The organism is Serratia sp. L9 (assembly GCF_050632285.1).
In the GTDB taxonomy this organism is placed as follows: Bacteria; Pseudomonadota; Gammaproteobacteria; order Enterobacterales; family Enterobacteriaceae; genus Chania.
The window spans coordinates 675,320-695,192 of the sequence record NZ_CP192591.1; the positions used below are offsets into that span (position 1 = coordinate 675,320).

Genomic DNA, 19,873 nt, shown 5'->3' on the forward strand with positions numbered 1-19,873 from the left:
AGCAAACTCCTTACGGGAGTTATACGCCAGTCCACTTTATTTGGCATTGACGATGCCAACGAGCCGAGATCATAATCTTCAATATCAGGTATAGCCATGTTATATCCCCAGTCTTATCAGGACGTAAAAAGGAATCACATAAAAACGAGATAAAGATGAATCAATGAAAAAGGATATTAGGTTGGAATGCCTTCTCTGATTATTTCCGGCACATCAATGCCCAGTGCTCGGAATTGCTGACAAGGATTCATAAACTCACGTTGAAGGATGATTTTTCCATTTTTAAACTGGAAGTAATGAATAAAGTGATTTTGATAAAACCCTTTGGGGTAGCCCTTAAAATTAATCTCTCCTTTACCGTCACATTCAACCCAAAAAATATCCGGATCCTGTGTATCGAAGATCTGCACGTTGTACCAGCGCCAATCGGGGAAGCAGGCCAACGACCATACCGCATGTTTAGCCAACTGCTTTTTACTTTTGATAACGACCGGTTCGCCGCTATCCGTAGTCCAAAGCCCTCCACACCCCTCTTCGTCAAACAGTTCGTGCCTGGATAAACGGGCTTGTCCGTAAGTATTCATATACTGTTCGACAATATTACGATTGCTCGCGCGAACTTTACTTTCCATCATCACTGCTCCTTCATTTCATATAAAATGAGACAGCATGCTTATTAGATTATGCGATACCAGCCAGGCGTTGTTGCCCATCCTGAATAATCAGTGCATTTAACGACTCACCCAACAGCAGCCGCAACGGGGGCGCATCCGAATCCACCAGCGTCATCATCGGCGCCACGGCGGCATCGGGAGCGGCCAATAGCAAACGCGGCCAGCTCTGCTGCATCATCTGCTCATGAGAGGGATAGGCCTGCCCGCGTTCCGGGCGCACAGCCGAGCTGCCGATCCAATCGGTAAGGTGGGGGCCAGGTTCCACCAGCGTGACATTGATTCCAAACGCTTTGACCTCCTGAGCCAGCGTTTCGACCATGCCTTCCACTGCCCATTTTGTCGCGTTGTACATCGCCATGCCGGGCAACGCCAGCAAACCGGCAATGCTGGAGATCTGGATCATATGCCCATGCCCTTGTCGCCTTAAATACGGCAGCACCGACTGAATAACCCACAGCGATCCTAGCAGATTGGTTTCGACAATCTGCCTGGCTTCCTTTTCCGGCACGTCTTCCAACGGGCAAAACAGACCGTAACCGGCATTATTCACCACAACGTCGATGCGCCCGAAGGCGTGAAAGCCGGTTTCCACCGCAGCCGCCACGGCAGCGCGATCGCACACATCCATCTTCACCGGCAAGAGGCTCTCACCGTACTCAGCGGCCAGATCGGCCAATTTCTCCGGCTCACGCGCCGTAGCAATGACACCATCTCCCCTTTTAGCGCCGCCTCCGTCCAGACGCGGCCAAAGCCGCGAGCCGCACCGGTGATCAACCATATTTTTCTCACATGCCTCTCCTTGAGTGCTATGACGAACCCATGGCCGATGTTCATCTCTCCCTAAGCAAATCGCTAATACCACCTGCCGGTAAAGACAACATCGGCCAGGCCGATTAGAGCTTCTCGATCCCACTGGTGTCCGTTGCGCATAGACGGATGCGGTGCCCATCAGGATCCAGCGCCACAAAGGTGTAGCCAAACTCCAGTCTGCTTGGCGGCAACGCCATTGGAACATTGCGCGCTTTAAAGTCGCGGTAAATGGCGTCAACCTCTTCGATCGAGATATCGCTCAGGCACAGCTCAAATCCGCCGAATGCCGGTTGGGGCTTCGGCTCGATATCGTGCTTGGTTTGCAGCCCTAAAATAAAACCATCTTTTAACGAGAACACGGAAAAACCGGGGAAAGCCTCGATCGGACCCTCGCCAAAAATAGCTTTATAAAACGCGGTGCTGGCTTCTACGTTGTCAACGTACAAAATCACACTATTAGGCTTGAACATACCACTCCTCCTGTAAAGGGCTTAAAGTCAGATTGATTCAATAGCGTTCGATGTATTTCGAGTGAAAATGATTAAGTATGAAATTAATCACCACAAGAAAGAATAAAACTGAGGTAAAAGACAGAAACTGATGAGGAGAACACAGGGAAAACCGCAGAGAGCGAAGCGGAAATTTGCTATTCACACCGGCATGGGATGGCCCGCAAGAAAAAACCGAACTATGAATAGCGTTTGCGAGAACGTCGAGTATGAATATATTACCCTGATAATTAATAACTTGCCCTCTCATCATAAACCTTTCCTTATAGATGGGGTTTTATAATAACCAGTAATAACTATTTACTTCGCAACATTCATTATACTTTCTAATGATTTGTTACAAACAGAATGCTTTACGTATCGATAAATGTATATAATTCTTGCACAAAGATCGACTTTTATTGACATAGATCAATAATCAACTTTTTAATTCGGCTTTTTATTGAAATAATGAATAATAGTTATTTAATTAGATAAGCTTTACTGTTTGCGGTAAAAAAGGAGGAAACAATGGATGATACAACTGCACCACACAGCCAGTTCAGCAGAGAAAGCATTGCCTTCTTAAGCGAAGTGAAACGGCAAAACAGCAAAGAGTGGTATGACAACAATAAGCCTGCATATAAAATGCATCTATTGGAGCCTTTTCAAAATCTTGTAGAATCACTTACCCCGACAATGCAAAGCATTGATCCTCACATTGAAGTCAGTCCCGCAATAGGTAAGACCGTATCCCGTATTTATCGAGATACGCGCTTCTCCAAAGACAAATCCCGCTTTCGCAACCGAATGTGGCTGACGTTTAAACGCGATAAAAAACATTGGATTGATTCTCCGGTCTATTTCTTTGAAATCAGGCCAGATGGTTTTTATTACGGCTTGGGCTATTACGCTGCGACACGAGCCACGATGGATCGCGTCAGAGAAAATATTCTCCGCCGCGAAAATGAATTCCGACACGCCACGGCGCATCTTTTACCCATGTTTGAATTGGCAGGCGAAACTTACAAACACCTGTTGCAGCCCGATCAGCCCGAAGATATCGCCACCTGGTATAATCGAAAATCTTTCTCGGTCATGAAAGAAAACCATGATATTGCCGACCTGTTCAAGCCACAGTTAGTGAATACGCTGGCAGACGCTTTTACCCAGTTAGCCCCCTTTATCTCTTCCTGATTCGTGTTGAAGATGAAAAATCTCGATGTGGAAATGCACTAACATAATGCAGCACCGGTGGCTTAAAATATTTCCCAAAATTCCTTTTTGGCAAATAACAGTCCAATTTTCGTCATTATTTTATTAGAAAATGGACACAATACTCCGCTTATAATGGAGAAAATTAGCATGTATGTTAACTTTTGATTGCTTTGGTTGATTAGCCAATATAAATAAACGATCGATATAGGGATTACGCCCAATGGCCCCCTCCCTGATAGCCTTGATACGGGATATTATCTTTCAAGATGTTTTTAAGGCGCTCCTCTATGGCTTCGGGTTGGTGATGTTTATTGCCTACTGGTGGTGGTCGTTTTGGGGACAATATAGCGGTTGAGCATTGTGCATTTGCCCACATGGAGGCCTGTGCGGCCTCTCATTTCTGGGGCCGTACTTTTCAATCAATGGGTTTTCCCGTCCGCCTTATACTCCCCCAGCGATACCTCCTGCACCACGGAATCTCCGGACTAAAGGCAGCGGCATTCTCTCAAGGGGACAAAGGGGATGACGCACATTCGGATATGCCATAATGTGGAGAATTTCCCGCAGTGTTGCCATCTTGAACGCTTGAGCCTCTATCATGGAAGAAAATTATGCCGACTGTTATCACCCACGCCGCAGTGCCATTATGTCTCGGCCTAGGCTTGGGCCAGAAGATCATCCCTCCCCGTCTACTACTTGCCGGGATCGTGCTTTCAATGCTGCCGGATGCCGATGTGCTCGCCTTTAAATTCGGTGTGGCTTATGGCAATCAGTTCGGCCATCGCGGTTTCACGCATTCACTGTTGTTTGCCCTACTGATGCCCACATTGGCATTACTTTTCTACCGTTTCTTTAAGGCCAACCTGCTCAAGACCTGGCTGTTTCTCTTCATTTCGCTGCTATCGCACAGCTTGCTGGACTCGGTGACTACCGGGGGTAAAGGCGTGGGTTGGTTGTGGCCATGGAGCGATGAGCGCTTTTTCGCCCCTTGGCAGGTGATCCGCGTTGCGCCATTTGGCCTGGAAAAATACCTTACTCCCGCTGGGCATGCGGTGATCATTTCAGAGCTGTTATGGGTATGGTTGCCAGGGGTGATCCTGATGACAGCCATGATGCTGCTGCGTAGAGCTATACTGCGCCATTGATGATTAAGCGCCAAACCGGTGGTGCAAATCATCAAACGGAGCAAGATGAAAAACGGCTCCCAATCATGGAAGCCGTTAAACAAAACCCTGGCTTAGCCCGTTTATGCTTGATTGACCGGTTTTACCTTACCGGCCAGGAACTCCTGCTCATAGGCCAATGCCTTTTTACTATCGAACTGGTGTTCCCATTTGGCAATTACCAGCACTGCCAATGCATTACCGACCACGTTCAGTGCGGTACGCGCCATATCCAGGATACGGTCGACACCGGCTATAAACGCCAGGCCTTCCAGCGGAATGCCCACGCTGCCCAGAGTCGCCAGCAGTACCACAAAAGAGACACCTGGCACACCGGCGATCCCTTTTGAAGTCACCATCAAGGTCAGAACCAGAATGATCTCTTGCCCCAGCGACAGCTCAATGCCGTACAACTGCGCAATAAAGATCGCGGCAATGCTCTGATACAGGGTTGAACCATCCAGATTGAAAGAGTAGCCAGTTGGCACCACAAAGCTGGTGATAGAACTTGGAGCGCCGTAGGCCTCCATTTTTTCGATAATACGTGGCAGCACGGTTTCTGAACTGGCCGTTGAGTAAGCCAGGATCAGCTCTTCTTTCAAGATACGTATCAACGTCCAGATGCTCAGCTTACATAACCGCGCGACCGTCCCAAGAACCACCAAGGCAAAAAAGGCAATCGCGAAGTAAACCAGCACCACCAGTTTAGCCAGGGGTAACAGCGAAGCGAAACCAAAATTGGCTACCGTTACCGAGATCAGGCCAAACACCCCAATTGGTGCGTAGCGCATGATCATATGCGTAACTTTGAACATGCTCTCAGAAACAGCTTTAAACACCTTCAGCAATGGCTCTTTGGTATCCTTTGGTAAAGAAGAGAGCCCGAGACCAAACAGCACGGAGAAGAAGATGATTGGCAACATGTCGCCTCGGGCCATTGAGGAGAACACGTTTGAAGGAATTAACGAAAGGATAGTGGCGACCAGGCTGTGCGAACCACTTTGCACCTGTTCGGTAGTTTTTTCATACTGTGAGATATCAACAGCGGTCAAAGCCGACATATCAATGCCGTGCCCGGGTTGAAAAACATTAGCCAATGTCACACCGACGACTATTGCGATGGTGGTGATCACTTCAAAATAGATAATGGTTTTCAATCCGATGCGGCCCAGCTTTTTGGTATCCCCTACCCCAGCAATACCCACTATCAGGGTAGAAATAACAATAGGCACCACGATCATCTTGATCAAACGAATAAAGATATCACCCGCCGGGCTCAATACATTATTAACCAACCAGTCACGTGATTCCGTTTGATTATGTAATACTGCGCCTAAGATAATACCCAATACCAACGCAATCAGAATTTGCCAAGCAAGGCTGATTTTTACACTCTTCATACCCAAAAATCCTCAAAAACTCCGTGCTAAAGTGTTAACTAAACTTTAGGCTCCAGATGGAATATTTAATCACTTGATACGGGCTTATGTTAGTTGACCCATGCGTTCGCCTGCCCTTCGTGCAACGCAGTATAAATCTGTATCATCTGGAGGCCGGTTGCTGCAAGCCTTGTTTTATCTGGCCGGCAGACCTTCCGGAATGTTGAATAAGCAAGAAAAAAATGAGTTGTTACATAATTGCTTGTTCTTAAAAACATAATATTAGCTCTACCGGATGAGTACCAAATTTACCTGAACAATTTTCAAACAAAATTAATATGCGTGACTTTTCACAACCTTTGCATATTTAGTCGAATTCAATGTGTGAATTTTGTTAAAAAATGGTTTTGCAAATGAAAAATTATTGCACAACAACCAGAAGGGATCTCACGCCAATCAATAAATTTTTAGAATGGATAGACACTCAAACATTCAGGTATGTATTTAATATAATCCATATAAAAACATTATTGATAAGGTAAAGATAAACCCAGAATAATAACCACCGAAAATATATCTTCCAGATTTAAAATAATAAAACCCACCTAAACAGTCTATTCTCACGCCATTCATTTAATAAATGACACCATAGGTATTTTAATACTTATTATTTTTAGTTAGTTAAAAACTTTTTTAAGGGAAATAGCCACATTATCAATTTTCCACCGTCAACCAAACAGATGCACAACACAATTACGACAGTAACTATTACAAATCAACATCTTCGTTGCGTGATCTGCCGCCCAAAAAAGAAACAAAGAATCATCGCAAACTATACTTAACCATAAGTTGACATATTATTAACAATTCTAAGGAGAAAAACCATGAGCCAAGTGCATAAACACACCATTCCTTCTGCAATTGCAGATCGTGCCCTGATTAATGAAGCGCAATATCAACATTATTATCAACAATCGGTGCAAGACCCCGCAGCATTCTGGAGCGAGCAAGGCAAGATCCTCGACTGGATCAAACCTTATACATCGGTCAAGAACACCTCTTTCGATCCCGGTCATATCAGCATTCGTTGGTTTGAGGACGGGACTCTGAATCTGGCTGCCAACTGTTTGGATCGCCACCTGGCAGAGCGTGGCGATCAAACCGCCATCATTTGGGAAGGTGACGATCCCACCCAATCGAAAAATGTCACTTACAAACAATTGCATCATGACGTGTGCCAGTTCGCCAACGTGCTGAAAAAGCTCGGGGTGAAGAAAGGTGATGTCGTAGCGATCTATATGCCAATGGTGCCAGAAGCCGTCGTCGCGATGCTGGCTTGTGCCCGTATCGGTGCCGTGCACTCGGTGATCTTTGGTGGCTTCTCCCCAGAGGCCGTTGCGGGTCGTATTATCGACTCCAATTCCAAACTGGTCATTACTGCGGATGAAGGCTTACGTGCTGGCCGCGCCGTGCCTCTGAAAAAGAACGTCGATGATGCGTTGAAAAACCCTGGGGTGAAAAGCATCGACAACGTCGTGGTATTCCAACGCACCGGTAAACCGGGTTATTGGCAGGAAGGGCGAGACCTCTGGTGGCACGAACTGACAGAGGGCGTTTCTGCTGACTGCCCACCGGAAGAAATGAACGCGGAAGATCCGCTGTTTATACTTTATACCTCCGGGTCAACGGGTAAACCGAAAGGCGTGGTGCACACTACCGGCGGCTATCTGGTGTATGCCGCACTGACCTTCAAATACGTCTTTGACTACCACGATGGCGACATTTATTGGTGTACTGCAGACGTCGGTTGGGTTACCGGCCACAGCTATCTGCTATATGGCCCATTGGCCTGTGGCGCAATCACGCTGATGTTTGAAGGCGTCCCAAACTACCCTGGGGTGAACAGGCTGTCACAAGTGGTAGATAAACATCAGGTTAATATTCTGTATACCGCTCCCACCGCAATCCGTGCCTTGATGGCCGAAGGCGACAAAGCCATCGAAGGAACCAAACGCGATTCACTGCGCATCATGGGTTCAGTTGGTGAACCCATCAACCCGGAAGCCTGGGAATGGTATTACAACAAGATTGGTAACGCGAAATGCCCAATCGTCGATACCTGGTGGCAAACCGAAACCGGGGGTTTCATGATCACCCCACTACCAGGCGCAACCGAGTTGAAAGCAGGTTCAGCCACACGCCCATTCTTTGGTGTACAACCAGCGTTAGTCGATAACATGGGCACACCGCAAGAAGGAGCCTGCGAGGGTAACCTGGTAATCACTGACTCCTGGCCAGGCCAGGCTCGTACCCTGTTCGGTGACCATGAGCGCTTCGAACAAACCTATTTCTCAACCTTTAAGGGCATGTATTTCAGTGGTGACGGTGCGCGCCGTGACGAAGACGGCTATTACTGGATCACTGGCCGCGTTGATGACGTGCTGAACGTTTCCGGTCACCGTCTGGGTACGGCCGAAATTGAATCTGCCTTGGTATCCCACCCTAAAATTGCTGAAGCCGCCGTGGTTGGGATCCCTCATAACATCAAGGGCCAGGCAATTTATGCCTATATCACCCTGAACCATGGCGAAGAACCGACGCCGGAACTCTATGCTGAAGTGCGTAACTGGGTACGTAAAGAGATCGGTCCTATCGCTACGCCGGATGTCCTTCACTGGACCGATTCTTTGCCGAAAACGCGCTCCGGCAAAATCATGCGGCGTATTCTGCGCAAAATTGCCGCTGGCGATACCAGCAATCTGGGGGATACCTCAACGCTGGCAGATCCAGCTGTAGTCGACAAGCTGTTGGAAGAAAAACAATCAATGACAGTTCCATCCTAATTTATGCCGCTTGCGGCCGTTCATCTGCACTCCGCATTTGAACGGCCTGTATACCTGAAAGTTTTCAATGCAGCAACGCTTATCCCAGACACTTTGACTGGGAGGGGTAAAGGCGGCCTACAGAGCGCCGTTTTGAAAACCGGAAGGGTATCGCGCGGCGTAATCGCTCAATACCTATTGGAGAAACTCGGATGAATGACAACATTTATCAAGGGATTGAAGAAAACCCGCGCTTCAAGGAGCTGGTGCAAAAACGCAGCCGCTTTGCTTGGCTCCTCTCGCTGATCATACTGGCGCTGTACGTGAGCTTTATCTTTCTGATTGCCTTCGATCCTCAGTGGCTGGGGACTCCAGTTGCGACAGGATCAACCATTACCCGTGGGATCCCGATCGGTGTGGGGTTGATCGTCATCTCTTTCGTCTCAACAGGCATCTATGTTTATCGCGCTAACGGCGAATTCGATCGTCTTAATGCCGAAATCCTGCGTGAGGTGAAACAATGAAGCGCTTGCTTTCAGCTGCTGCTCTGCTGGCACTGCCAGGCCTGAGCTATGCCGATGCCATAGGTGGTGCGGTACAACGCCAACCTTTGAACATCCAGGCTATCGTCATGTTCATTCTGTTCGTGGGTGCCACGCTTTATATCACCTACTGGGCTTCCAAGCGTACCCGATCCCGAGGCGATTACTACACCGCAGGAGGGCGTATTACCGGGTTGCAAAACGGCTTGGCCATCGCAGGCGACTTTATGTCTGCAGCTTCATTCCTCGGCATTTCCGCTCTGGTGTACACCTCCGGCTATGACGGCCTGATTTATTCCATCGGCTTCCTGATTGGTTGGCCCATTATTTTGTTCCTGATTGCCGAACGGTTACGTAACCTCGGGCGTTACACTTTTGCCGACGTTGCCTCTTATCGCCTGAAGCAAAAACCCATCAGGAGCCTCTCGGCCTGTGGTTCACTGGTCGTGGTGGCGTTATATCTCATCGCCCAGATGGTGGGCGCAGGTAAATTGATCCAGCTATTATTTGGCCTCAACTACCATATTGCCGTGATCCTGGTTGGCATATTAATGGTGATGTACGTGCTGTTCGGCGGCATGCTGGCTACCACCTGGGTACAAATCATCAAAGCCGTTTTGCTGCTATCGGGAGCCAGCTTTATGGCGCTGATGGTAATGAAGTCGGTCAACTTTAATTTCAATACCCTGTTTGCCGAAGCGGTAAAAGTGCATCCGAAGGGGCTTGCCATCATGAGCCCTGGCGGGCTGGTTTCCGATCCAATATCCGCGCTATCTCTGGGCTTGGCATTGATGTTTGGTACCGCAGGTTTGCCGCATATCCTGATGCGCTTCTTCACCGTTAGCGATGCCAAAGAAGCCCGTAAAAGTGTGTTCTATGCCACCGGTTTTATCGGTTACTTTTATATCCTGACCTTTATTATCGGCTTTGGCGCAATCTTGCTTGTCAGCGCCAACCCGGCATTCAAAGATGCCGCTGGGGCCCTGCTGGGCGGCAATAATATGGCGGCGGTTCATCTGGCTAATGCTGTCGGTGGGAACTTCTTCCTCGGCTTTATCTCTGCTGTGGCATTCGCCACCATTCTAGCCGTGGTCGCCGGGTTAACCCTGGCTGGTGCCTCTGCGGTTTCTCACGATTTGTATGCTTGCGTCGTTAAAGATGGCAAAGCGACGGAACGTGATGAACTAAAGGTTTCCAAGATCACCGTAGTATTACTCGGGGTAGTTGCTATTGCCTTGGGGATCCTGTTCGAGAAGCAGAACATTGCCTTTATGGTGGGGTTGGCATTCTCCATTGCGGCCAGTTGTAACTTCCCGATCCTCATTCTTTCCATGTATTGGTCACGTCTGACAACCAGGGGCGCAATGATCGGAGGATGGCTCGGTCTGTTAACCGCAGTGATACTGATGATTTTGGGCCCAACTATCTGGGTGCAGATTCTGGGTCACGCCAAACCTATCTATCCTTATGAATATCCGGCGCTATTCTCAATGCTGATTGCATTTGTGGGTACCTGGTTCTTCTCTGTCACCGACAACTCTTTAGTCGGGCAGCAGGAGCGGGTGAAGTTCCGTGCCCAGTTTGTACGCTCGCAAACCGGGTTGGGTATTTCACAAGGAAGTGCGCATTAAGCTCTGGTAACCTGGGCCAAACCTGATTTGGTCCTTTCCCATACCGTTAACCTGCTGGGCTACCCGGCAGGTTTATTGATTGATAACTCAGTTATCTGCCGCCTTCCCCTTATATTCTGACGAAGATAAACTGACCAGAACGGTATTTGGCACAAAACAAAAAGCCCTACGCTTTCACGTAGGGCTTATTGCTTTATTTGATGCCTGGCAGTGTCCTACTCTCGCATGGGGAGACCCCACACTACCATCGGCGCTACGGCGTTTCACTTCTGAGTTCGGCATGGGGTCAGGTGGGACCACCGCGCTATCGCCGCCAGGCAAATTCTGTTTCATCAACCCGCATCACTTTCGTCATGCCAGCCAATCCAATCTCGGAACTTCGCTGAAAATCAATCTCGTCTCTCTAAAACACCTTCGGTGTTGTAAGGTTAAGCCTCACGGTTCATTAGTACTGGTTAGCTCAATGCATCGCTGCACTTACACACCCAGCCTATCAACGTCTTAGTCTTAAACGTTCCTTCAGGGACCTTAAAGGCCCAGGGAAGACTCATCTCGAGGCAAGTTTCGCGCTTAGATGCTTTCAGCGCTTATCTTTTCCGCACGTAGCTACCGGGCAGTGCCATTGGCATGACAACCCGAACACCAGGGGTGCGTTCACTCCGGTCCTCTCGTACTAGGAGCAACCCCTCTCAATCTTCCAACGCCCACGGCAGATAGGGACCGAACTGTCTCACGACGTTCTAAACCCAGCTCGCGTACCACTTTAAATGGCGAACAGCCATACCCTTGGGACCTACTTCAGCCCCAGGATGTGATGAGCCGACATCGAGGTGCCAAACACCGCCGTCGATATGAACTCTTGGGCGGTATCAGCCTGTTATCCCCGGAGTACCTTTTATCCGTTGAGCGATGGCCCTTCCATTCAGAACCACCGGATCACTAAGACCTACTTTCGTACCTGCTCGAGCCGTCACTCTCGCAGTCAAGCTAGCTTATGCCTTTGCACTAACCTCACGATGTCCGACCGTGATTAGCTAACCTTCGTGCTCCTCCGTTACTCTTTGGGAGGAGACCGCCCCAGTCAAACTACCCACCAGACACTGTCCTCACCCCAGATTATGGGGCCGAGTTAGAACATCAAACATTAAAGGGTGGTATTTCAAGGTTGGCTCCATGCAGACTGGCGTCCACACTTCAAAGCCTCCCACCTATCCTACACATCAAGGCTCAATGTTCAGTGTCAAGCTATAGTAAAGGTTCACGGGGTCTTTCCGTCTTGCCGCGGGTACACTGCATCTTCACAGCGAGTTCAATTTCACTGAGTCTCGGGTGGAGACAGCCTGGCCATCATTACGCCATTCGTGCAGGTCGGAACTTACCCGACAAGGAATTTCGCTACCTTAGGACCGTTATAGTTACGGCCGCCGTTTACTGGGGCTTCGATCAAGAGCTTCGCCTTGCGGCTGACCCCATCAATTAACCTTCCAGCACCGGGCAGGCGTCACACCGTATACGTCCACTTTCGTGTTTGCACAGTGCTGTGTTTTTATTAAACAGTTGCAGCCAGCTGGTATCTGCGACTGGCTTCAGCTCCAGGAGTCAATCCTTTCACCTACGCGCCAGCGTGCCTTCTCCCGAAGTTACGGCACCATTTTGCCTAGTTCCTTCACCCGAGTTCTCTCAAGCGCCTGAGTATTCTCTACCTGACCACCTGTGTCGGTTTGGGGTACGATTCAATGTTACCTGATGCTTAGAGGCTTTTCCTGGAAGCTTGGCATCAACTACTTCTGCACCGTAGTGCATCGTCATCACGCCTCAGGGTTGATAGCGTTCCGGATTTACCAGGAACACCCCCTACACGCTTAAACCGGGACAACCGTCGCCCGGCTAGCCTAGCCTTCTCCGTCCCCCTTCGCAGTAACACCGAGTACGGGAATATTAACCCGTTTCCCATCGACTACGCCTTTCGGCCTCGCCTTAGGGGTCGACTCACCCTGCCCCGATTAACGTTGGACAGGAACCCTTGGTCTTCCGGCGAGCGGGTTTTTCACCCGCTTTATCGTTACTTATGTCAGCATTCGCACTTCTGATACCTCCAGCAGACCTCACAGTCCACCTTCAACGGCTTACAGAACGCTCCCCTACCCAACAACGCCTAAGCGTTGCTGCCGCAGCTTCGGTGCATGGTTTAGCCCCGTTACATCTTCCGCGCAGGCCGACTCGACCAGTGAGCTATTACGCTTTCTTTAAATGATGGCTGCTTCTAAGCCAACATCCTGGCTGTCTATGCCTTCCCACATCGTTTCCCACTTAACCATGACTTTGGGACCTTAGCTGGCGGTCTGGGTTGTTTCCCTCTTCACGACGGACGTTAGCACCCGCCGTGTGTCTCCCGTGATAACATTCTTCGGTATTCGGAGTTTGCATCGGTTTGGTAAGCCGGGATGGCCCCCTAGCCGAAACAGTGCTCTACCCCCGAAGATGAGTTCACGAGGCGCTACCTAAATAGCTTTCGGGGAGAACCAGCTATCTCCCGGTTTGATTGGCCTTTCACCCCCAGCCACAAGTCATCCGCTAATTTTTCAACATTAGTCGGTTCGGTCCTCCAGTTAGTGTTACCCAACCTTCAACCTGCCCATGGCTAGATCACCGGGTTTCGGGTCTATACCTTGCAACTATTCGCCCAGTTAAGACTCGGTTTCCCTACGGCTCCCCTATACGGTTAACCTTGCTACAAAATATAAGTCGCTGACCCATTATACAAAAGGTACGCAGTCACCCAACAAAGTAGGCTCCCACTGCTTGTACGTACACGGTTTCAGGTTCTATTTCACTCCCCTCGCCGGGGTTCTTTTCGCCTTTCCCTCACGGTACTGGTTCACTATCGGTCAGTCAGGAGTATTTAGCCTTGGAGGATGGTCCCCCCATATTCAGACAGGATGTCACGTGTCCCGCCCTACTCATCGAACTCACACCTTGTGCATTTTAGTGTACGGGGCTATCACCCTTTGCTGCGCGACTTTCCAGACGCTTCCACTAACACACAAACTGATTCAGGTTCTGGGCTCCTCCCCGTTCGCTCGCCGCTACTGGGGGAATCTCGGTTGATTTCTTTTCCTCGGGGTACTTAGATGTTTCAGTTCCCCCGGTTCGCCTCGTATGGCTATGTATTCACCATACGATAGTGCAACGAATTGCACTGGGTTTCCCCATTCGGGTATTGCCGGTTGTAACGCTTCATATCAGCTTACCGACACTTTTCGCAGATTAGCACGCCCTTCATCGCCTCTGACTGCCTAGGCATCCACCGTGTACGCTTAGTCACTTAACCTCACAACCCGAAGGTGTCTTTTCTTTATTGGTGTGGCTGCGAACACACTCTGCTGCGTTGTTCCGTGCGCGCAATCCTCATGGACCTTAAGTCCACTGCGGTTGCTGTGCGCGGTACGCCTTGCCGAGTATCTTCTCGCTCACACTGCAACAAGGAAGATGACCTTCGCATTGCAATTATTTGAGAGACTCTATGACAGGTTAATCCTTACCCCAATAGTTCTACGGAGGGATAAGTTTCAGCTGTCATGTTTCAATTTTCAGCTTGTTCCAGATTGTTAAAGAGCAATATCTTAAACACGACTCGTGAGAGTCATCTTTAAGATTTTTGGGTTATAAATAACCGGTGATAATGTCTTTCACTCATTATCGGATTGGCGTCCCCAAGGGGATTCGAACCCCTGTTACAGCCGTGAAAGGGCAGTGTCCTAGGCCTCTAGACGATGGGGACCCGAAATTTTCTTATCGGAACAGCGATCCGATAATTTCGGGTAAAGGTGAGATTTTTCGTGAAAAATCGAGCGCCATTGTTGTTTGTCACTGCACCTGGCAGCCACAAACCCCTCGGCACTTACCCCTACCACAGGTTTTCTTTGCTCGTTACTTTTTCATCAGACAATCTGTGTGGACACTGCACTCAACCAATATCTTTAGGTAAGGAGGTGATCCAACCGCAGGTTCCCCTACGGTTACCTTGTTACGACTTCACCCCAGTCATGAATCACAAAGTGGTAAGCGCCCTCCCGAAGGTTAAGCTACCTACTTCTTTTGCAACCCACTCCCATGGTGTGACGGGCGGTGTGTACAAGGCCCGGGAACGTATTCACCGTAGCATTCTGATCTACGATTACTAGCGATTCCGACTTCACGGAGTCGAGTTGCAGACTCCGATCCGGACTACGACATACTTTATGAGGTCCGCTTGCTCTCGCGAGTTCGCTTCTCTTTGTATATGCCATTGTAGCACGTGTGTAGCCCTACTCGTAAGGGCCATGATGACTTGACGTCATCCCCACCTTCCTCCGGTTTATCACCGGCAGTCTCCTTTGAGTTCCCACCATGACGTGCTGGCAACAAAGGATAAGGGTTGCGCTCGTTGCGGGACTTAACCCAACATTTCACAACACGAGCTGACGACAGCCATGCAGCACCTGTCTCACAGTTCCCGAAGGCACTAAGCTATCTCTAGCGAATTCTGTGGATGTCAAGAGTAGGTAAGGTTCTTCGCGTTGCATCGAATTAAACCACATGCTCCACCGCTTGTGCGGGCCCCCGTCAATTCATTTGAGTTTTAACCTTGCGGCCGTACTCCCCAGGCGGTCGACTTAACGCGTTAGCTCCGGAAGCCACGCCTCAAGGGCACAACCTCCAAGTCGACATCGTTTACAGCGTGGACTACCAGGGTATCTAATCCTGTTTGCTCCCCACGCTTTCGCACCTGAGCGTCAGTCTTTGTCCAGGGGGCCGCCTTCGCCACCGGTATTCCTCCAGATCTCTACGCATTTCACCGCTACACCTGGAATTCTACCCCCTCTACAAGACTCTAGCTTGCCAGTTTCAAATGCAGTTCCCAAGTTAAGCTCGGGGATTTCACATCTGACTTAACAAACCGCCTGCGTGCGCTTTACGCCCAGTAATTCCGATTAACGCTTGCACCCTCCGTATTACCGCGGCTGCTGGCACGGAGTTAGCCGGTGCTTCTTCTGCGAGTAACGTCAATGCCCAGCGCTATTAACACTGAACCCTTCCTCCTCGCTGAAAGTGCTTTACAACCCGAAGGCCTTCTTCACACACGCGGCATGGCTGCATCAGGCTTGCGCCCATTGTGCAATATTCCCCACTGCTGCCTCCCGTAGGAGTCTGGACCGTGTCTCAGTTCCAGTGTGGCTGGTCATCCTCTCAGACCAGCTAGGGATCGTCGCCTAGGTGAGCCATTACCCCACCTACTAGCTAATCCCATCTGGGCACATCCGATGGTGTGAGGCCCGAAGGTCCCCCACTTTGGTCCGAAGACGTTATGCGGTATTAGCTACCGTTTCCAGTAGTTATCCCCCTCCATCGGGCAGTTTCCCAGACATTACTCACCCGTCCGCCGCTCGTCACCCAGAGAGCAAGCTCTCCTGTGCTACCGCTCGACTTGCATGTGTTAGGCCTGCCGCCAGCGTTCAATCTGAGCCATGATCAAACTCTTCAATTAAAAGCTTGATTTGCTGCAACTCGTGCAGCGATGCTCGAAAATTAACTTTCGTAATAATTCATTCGCATGAATTACTGCTTGGTCACTCTTCAAGACTTGATATTTTTTTGCCACCGAGGTGGCTGGATATCGTCTTGTGAGTGCCCACACAGATTGTCTGATAAATTGTTAAAGAGCAGTGAGTTACGCGCTTTCGCTTGCTAACTCGAGGTGGCGTATAATACGCTTTCCTCTTTCAGAGTCAACCTTAATTTCAGGTTTTTTCTCTGCGACCCCCGGAGACTCTGTGAAGTTGTTCACATGTTCCGTGTCGATGGAGGCGCATTATAGGGAGTTCCGCGCAGGCCGCAACAGGTATTTTCAACAAAAATCACCGTTTGCTGCTTTCCACAGCAAAACCCGCCTTTATACCTGGTTATGCACTAACTTATCCACAGAACACATTTGCCAGGAAAATTTACGAGCGCCACGCAAACGTTTTCGCTACAATTCCCCACGCTCAAACAATCCCCCTTTTACGGGGGCGTTACCTGAATCTGTTCCTGCCCTTCTCTATATAGTGAGAAATCCCCTCTATATAAGAAGCAAAAAGGTGGAGATCCACGTAACGCTCTTTTATTGCGACTCAAAGCCAAGGGATAAAACCATGCAACAACCTCGTCCAATCCGCCGGGCCTTGCTCAGCGTGTCTGACAAAGCCGGTATCGTTGAATTCGCCCAAGCACTCTCCCAGAGAGGCGTAGAACTACTCTCCACCGGTGGCACCGCCCGTCTGCTGGCAGATGCCGGTCTGCCTGTTACCGAAGTTTCCGACTACACCGGCTTTCCGGAAATGATGGACGGACGAGTGAAGACCCTGCATCCGAAAGTGCATGGGGGCATCTTAGGCCGCCGCGGCCAGGATGATGCCATCATGAGCCAGCATGAAATCAAACCCATCGATATGGTGGTAGTGAACCTTTATCCCTTCGCCCAAACCGTGGCTCGCCCAGATTGCGCGCTGGAAGACGCCGTGGAGAATATCGATATCGGTGGGCCAACGATGGTGCGCTCTGCCGCCAAGAACCATAAGGATGTCGCCATTGTGGTGAAGAGCAGCGACTACGCCGCCATCATCACCGAGATGGACAATAACCAGGGGTCGCTGTTGTACCCGACCCGTTTCAACCTGGCAATCAAGGCCTTCGAGCATACTGCCGCTTATGACAGCATGATCGCCAACTACTTTGGCACCATGGTCCCGGCCTATCACGGGGATATCGAGCAGCCTTCCGGCCGCTTCCCACGCACGCTGAACCTGAACTACATCAAGAAACAGGATATGCGCTACGGCGAAAACAGCCACCAACAGGCAGCCTTCTATATAGAAGAAAACCTGCAGGAAGCTTCCGTCGCCACCGCTGAACAACTGCAGGGTAAGGCACTCTCCTATAACAACATCGCTGATACCGATGCGGCGCTGGAATGTGTGAAAGAGTTTGCAGAACCTGCCTGTGTCATCGTCAAGCATGCCAATCCCTGTGGCGTAGCCATCGGTGAAAACCTGTTTGCAGCCTACGATCGCGCCTACCAGACCGATCCTACCTCGGCCTTTGGCGGCATCATCGCCTTCAACCGCGAACTTGATGCAGAAACGGCAAAAGCGATCATCAGCCGCCAGTTCGTTGAAGTGATCATCGCCCCGGCCATCAGTGAAGAAGCCCGCTCTGCGCTGGCTACAAAACAGAATGTACGAGTGCTGGCCTGTGGCCAATGGCAGCAACGCGTTGCCGCACTGGACTTTAAGCGTGTCAACGGCGGCTTATTAGTGCAAGACCGCGATCTGGGAATGGTGACCGAAGCCGATTTGCGCGTGGTTTCTGAACGCCAGCCGACCACTCAGGAGCTGCGTGATGCGCTGTTCTGCTGGAAGGTAGCCAAGTTCGTTAAATCCAACGCCATCGTTTATGCCCGCGATAACATGACCATCGGCATAGGGGCGGGTCAAATGAGCCGCGTATATTCGGCAAAAATTGCCGGGATCAAAGCCGCCGACGAAGGTCTGGAAGTGAAAGGCTCCGCCATGGCATCTGATGCCTTCTTCCCGTTCCGTGACGGCATTGATGCTGCCGCAGGGGTTGGCATTACCTGCGTGATCCAGCCTGGTGGCTCAATTCGTGATGATGAAGTGATTGCCGCAGCCAATGAGCACGGCATTGCGATGATCTTCACCGATATGCGCCACTTCCGCCATTAATCCTTTTTGCTGCGAGCGCCAGGCGCGCACGCTGTTTATGGAGCATCTGATGAATATTCTGATTATCGGCAACGGCGGGCGTGAACATGCGCTGGCCTGGAAAGCCGCTCAATCGCCGCTGGCGGATAAGGTTTACGTTGCGCCGGGTAACGCAGGCACCGCGCTTGAGCCCAACCTTATCAATATTGATATCGGCCCAACCGATATCCCGGCGCTGGTTGCCTTTGCCAAAGAACAGGCTATCGGGCTGACCATTGTTGGCCCGGAAGCGCCGCTGGTGATCGGCGTGGTCGATGCTTTCCAGGCGGCCGGGTTGAAAATCTTTGGCCCATCGCAAGCAGCGGCCCAGCTCGAAGGCTCCAAAGCCTTTACCAAAGACTTCCTGGCACGTCATGCCATCCCAAGTGCCGAGTACCAGAACTTTACTGAAGTGGAACCTGCATTGGCCTACGTGCGCAGCAAAGGCGCTCCGATTGTGATCAAGGCTGATGGCCTGGCGGCTGGCAAAGGCGTGATCGTCGCGATGACGCTGCAGGAGGCAGAAGACGCTATCCAGGATATGCTGGCAGGCAATGCTTTTGGTAACGCCGGGCATCGCATCGTGATCGAGGAGTTCCTTGAAGGCGAAGAGGCCAGCTTTATCGTCATGGTAGACGGCGAAAACGTGGTACCAATGGCCACCAGCCAGGATCATAAACGTGTTGGCGATGGCGATACCGGCCCGAATACCGGTGGTATGGGCGCCTATTCACCAGCACCAGTGGTAACGGATGAGATCCACCAGCGCGTAATGGATCAGGTGATCTGGCCAACCGTGCGCGGCATGGCGGCGGAAGGCAATACCTATGTCGGCTTCCTGTACGCCGGCCTGATGATTTCCGACGACGGTAAGCCGAAAGTGATTGAATTTAACTGCCGCTTTGGCGATCCGGAAACGCAACCAATCATGTTACGCCTGCGTTCAGACTTGGTTGAGCTCTGCCTGGCAGGCGCCGAAGGCAAGCTGGATACGAAAAACTCTGAGTGGGATGAACGCCCTTCTCTCGGTGTGGTGCTGGCCGCCGGTGGTTATCCTGGGGAGTATCGCCAGGGTGATGTAATCCATGGTTTACCGCAACAGGAAAGCGCCAACGGTAAAGTGTTCCATGCCGGTACGCGTATGCAGGGGAATGAGGTAGTGACCAACGGGGGTCGCGTGCTCTGCGTGACGGCATTAGGCACCACGGTAGCGCAAGCCCAACAGTTAGCCTATCAGCTAGCCGCAGATATTCAGTGGCAAGGCAGTTTTTGCCGTAAGGATATTGGTTACCGCGCTATTGCCCGGGAAAAGTAACTGCACTACAGCGTCAAAACGAGGAGGCTCTGTACGCAGGGCCTTTTTTG

The 19,873-nt window shown here is 50.4% G+C and carries 12 protein-coding genes, 1 tRNA gene and 3 rRNA genes; 7 read left to right on the top strand and 9 right to left on the bottom strand.

Annotation, left to right across the window (positions count from 1 at the left end):
- Window positions 1-176: 176 nt before the first annotated feature.
- The 3 genes from ACQ86O_RS03235 to ACQ86O_RS03245 form a co-directional block, all read right to left on the bottom strand.
- A complete protein-coding gene (locus tag ACQ86O_RS03235) occupies window positions 177-635 on the bottom strand; it encodes a PhzA/PhzB family protein (protein ID WP_431224111.1) in 459 nt (152 codons plus the stop codon).
- Window positions 636-681: 46 nt separating this feature from the next.
- Window positions 682-1,452 carry an SDR family NAD(P)-dependent oxidoreductase gene (locus ACQ86O_RS03240; protein ID WP_431224112.1) on the bottom strand — a complete coding sequence of 257 codons (771 nt, stop codon included), beginning with the start codon at window positions 1,450-1,452 and terminating at the stop codon, window positions 682-684.
- A gap of 115 nt (window positions 1,453-1,567) precedes the next feature.
- Window positions 1,568-1,954 carry a VOC family protein gene (locus tag ACQ86O_RS03245; protein WP_308886286.1) on the bottom strand — a complete coding sequence of 129 codons (387 nt, stop codon included), beginning with the start codon at window positions 1,952-1,954 and terminating at the stop codon, window positions 1,568-1,570.
- Between the two features lie 549 nt (window positions 1,955-2,503).
- Here ACQ86O_RS03245 and ACQ86O_RS03250 point away from each other — a divergent pair.
- Window positions 2,504-3,169: a DUF2461 domain-containing protein gene (locus ACQ86O_RS03250; RefSeq protein WP_431224113.1), complete on the top strand. Its 666-nt coding sequence runs from the start codon at window positions 2,504-2,506 to the stop codon at window positions 3,167-3,169.
- A 62-nt stretch (window positions 3,170-3,231) separates the two neighbouring features.
- Here the strand turns inward: ACQ86O_RS03250 and ACQ86O_RS03255 are convergent, their stop codons facing one another.
- Window positions 3,232-3,339, bottom strand: a complete 108-nt coding sequence (locus ACQ86O_RS03255) for a colicin E1 family microcin immunity protein (protein WP_431225636.1) — start codon at window positions 3,337-3,339, stop codon at window positions 3,232-3,234.
- Between the two features lie 462 nt (window positions 3,340-3,801).
- On the opposite strand from ACQ86O_RS03255, the gene ACQ86O_RS03260 reads away from it, so the two are divergent.
- The gene (locus ACQ86O_RS03260; protein ID WP_431224114.1) at window positions 3,802-4,335 is read left to right on the top strand and encodes a metal-dependent hydrolase; all 534 of its coding nucleotides are present in this window, start codon (window positions 3,802-3,804) and stop codon (window positions 4,333-4,335) included.
- A 101-nt stretch (window positions 4,336-4,436) separates the two neighbouring features.
- Here the strand turns inward: ACQ86O_RS03260 and gltP are convergent, their stop codons facing one another.
- Window positions 4,437-5,753, bottom strand: coding sequence for a glutamate/aspartate:proton symporter GltP (gene gltP, locus ACQ86O_RS03265; RefSeq protein WP_431224115.1), 1,317 nt, complete (start codon window positions 5,751-5,753; stop codon window positions 4,437-4,439).
- 863 nt (window positions 5,754-6,616) lie between these two features.
- Between gltP and acs the strand changes: the two genes are divergently transcribed.
- From acs to actP, 3 genes are all read left to right on the top strand, one after another.
- Window positions 6,617-8,575: an acetate--CoA ligase gene (gene acs / locus ACQ86O_RS03270; RefSeq protein WP_431224116.1), complete on the top strand. Its 1,959-nt coding sequence runs from the start codon at window positions 6,617-6,619 to the stop codon at window positions 8,573-8,575.
- Between the two features lie 191 nt (window positions 8,576-8,766).
- The gene (locus ACQ86O_RS03275; RefSeq protein ID WP_431224117.1) at window positions 8,767-9,078 is read left to right on the top strand and encodes a DUF485 domain-containing protein; all 312 of its coding nucleotides are present in this window, start codon (window positions 8,767-8,769) and stop codon (window positions 9,076-9,078) included.
- On the top strand, window positions 9,075-10,727 hold the full coding sequence (gene actP, locus ACQ86O_RS03280; protein WP_431224118.1) for a cation/acetate symporter ActP: 1,653 nt from the start codon (window positions 9,075-9,077) through the stop codon (window positions 10,725-10,727). Before ACQ86O_RS03275 ends, actP begins: the two co-directional genes overlap by 4 nt.
- Window positions 10,728-10,929: 202 nt before the next feature.
- On the opposite strand, the gene rrf is transcribed toward actP, so the two are convergent.
- The 4 genes from rrf to ACQ86O_RS03300 form a co-directional block, all read right to left on the bottom strand.
- Window positions 10,930-11,045, bottom strand: a 5S ribosomal RNA gene (rrf, locus tag ACQ86O_RS03285).
- Between the two features lie 106 nt (window positions 11,046-11,151).
- Window positions 11,152-14,058, bottom strand: a 23S ribosomal RNA gene (locus ACQ86O_RS03290).
- Between the two features lie 374 nt (window positions 14,059-14,432).
- Window positions 14,433-14,508: transfer RNA gene (locus ACQ86O_RS03295), tRNA-Glu, on the bottom strand.
- A 204-nt stretch (window positions 14,509-14,712) separates the two neighbouring features.
- Window positions 14,713-16,254, bottom strand: a 16S ribosomal RNA gene (locus ACQ86O_RS03300).
- The 16S, 23S and 5S rRNA genes sit together here with 1 tRNA gene alongside, the layout of an rRNA operon.
- Before the next feature lie 646 nt (window positions 16,255-16,900).
- Between ACQ86O_RS03300 and purH the strand changes: the two genes are divergently transcribed.
- Together purH and purD are read left to right on the top strand one after the other, a co-directional pair.
- On the top strand, window positions 16,901-18,490 hold the full coding sequence (purH, locus tag ACQ86O_RS03305) for a bifunctional phosphoribosylaminoimidazolecarboxamide formyltransferase/IMP cyclohydrolase (protein ID WP_431224119.1): 1,590 nt from the start codon (window positions 16,901-16,903) through the stop codon (window positions 18,488-18,490).
- A 49-nt stretch (window positions 18,491-18,539) separates the two neighbouring features.
- Window positions 18,540-19,823, top strand: a complete 1,284-nt coding sequence (gene purD, locus ACQ86O_RS03310; protein WP_431224120.1) for a phosphoribosylamine--glycine ligase — start codon at window positions 18,540-18,542, stop codon at window positions 19,821-19,823.
- Window positions 19,824-19,873 lie beyond the last annotated feature (50 nt).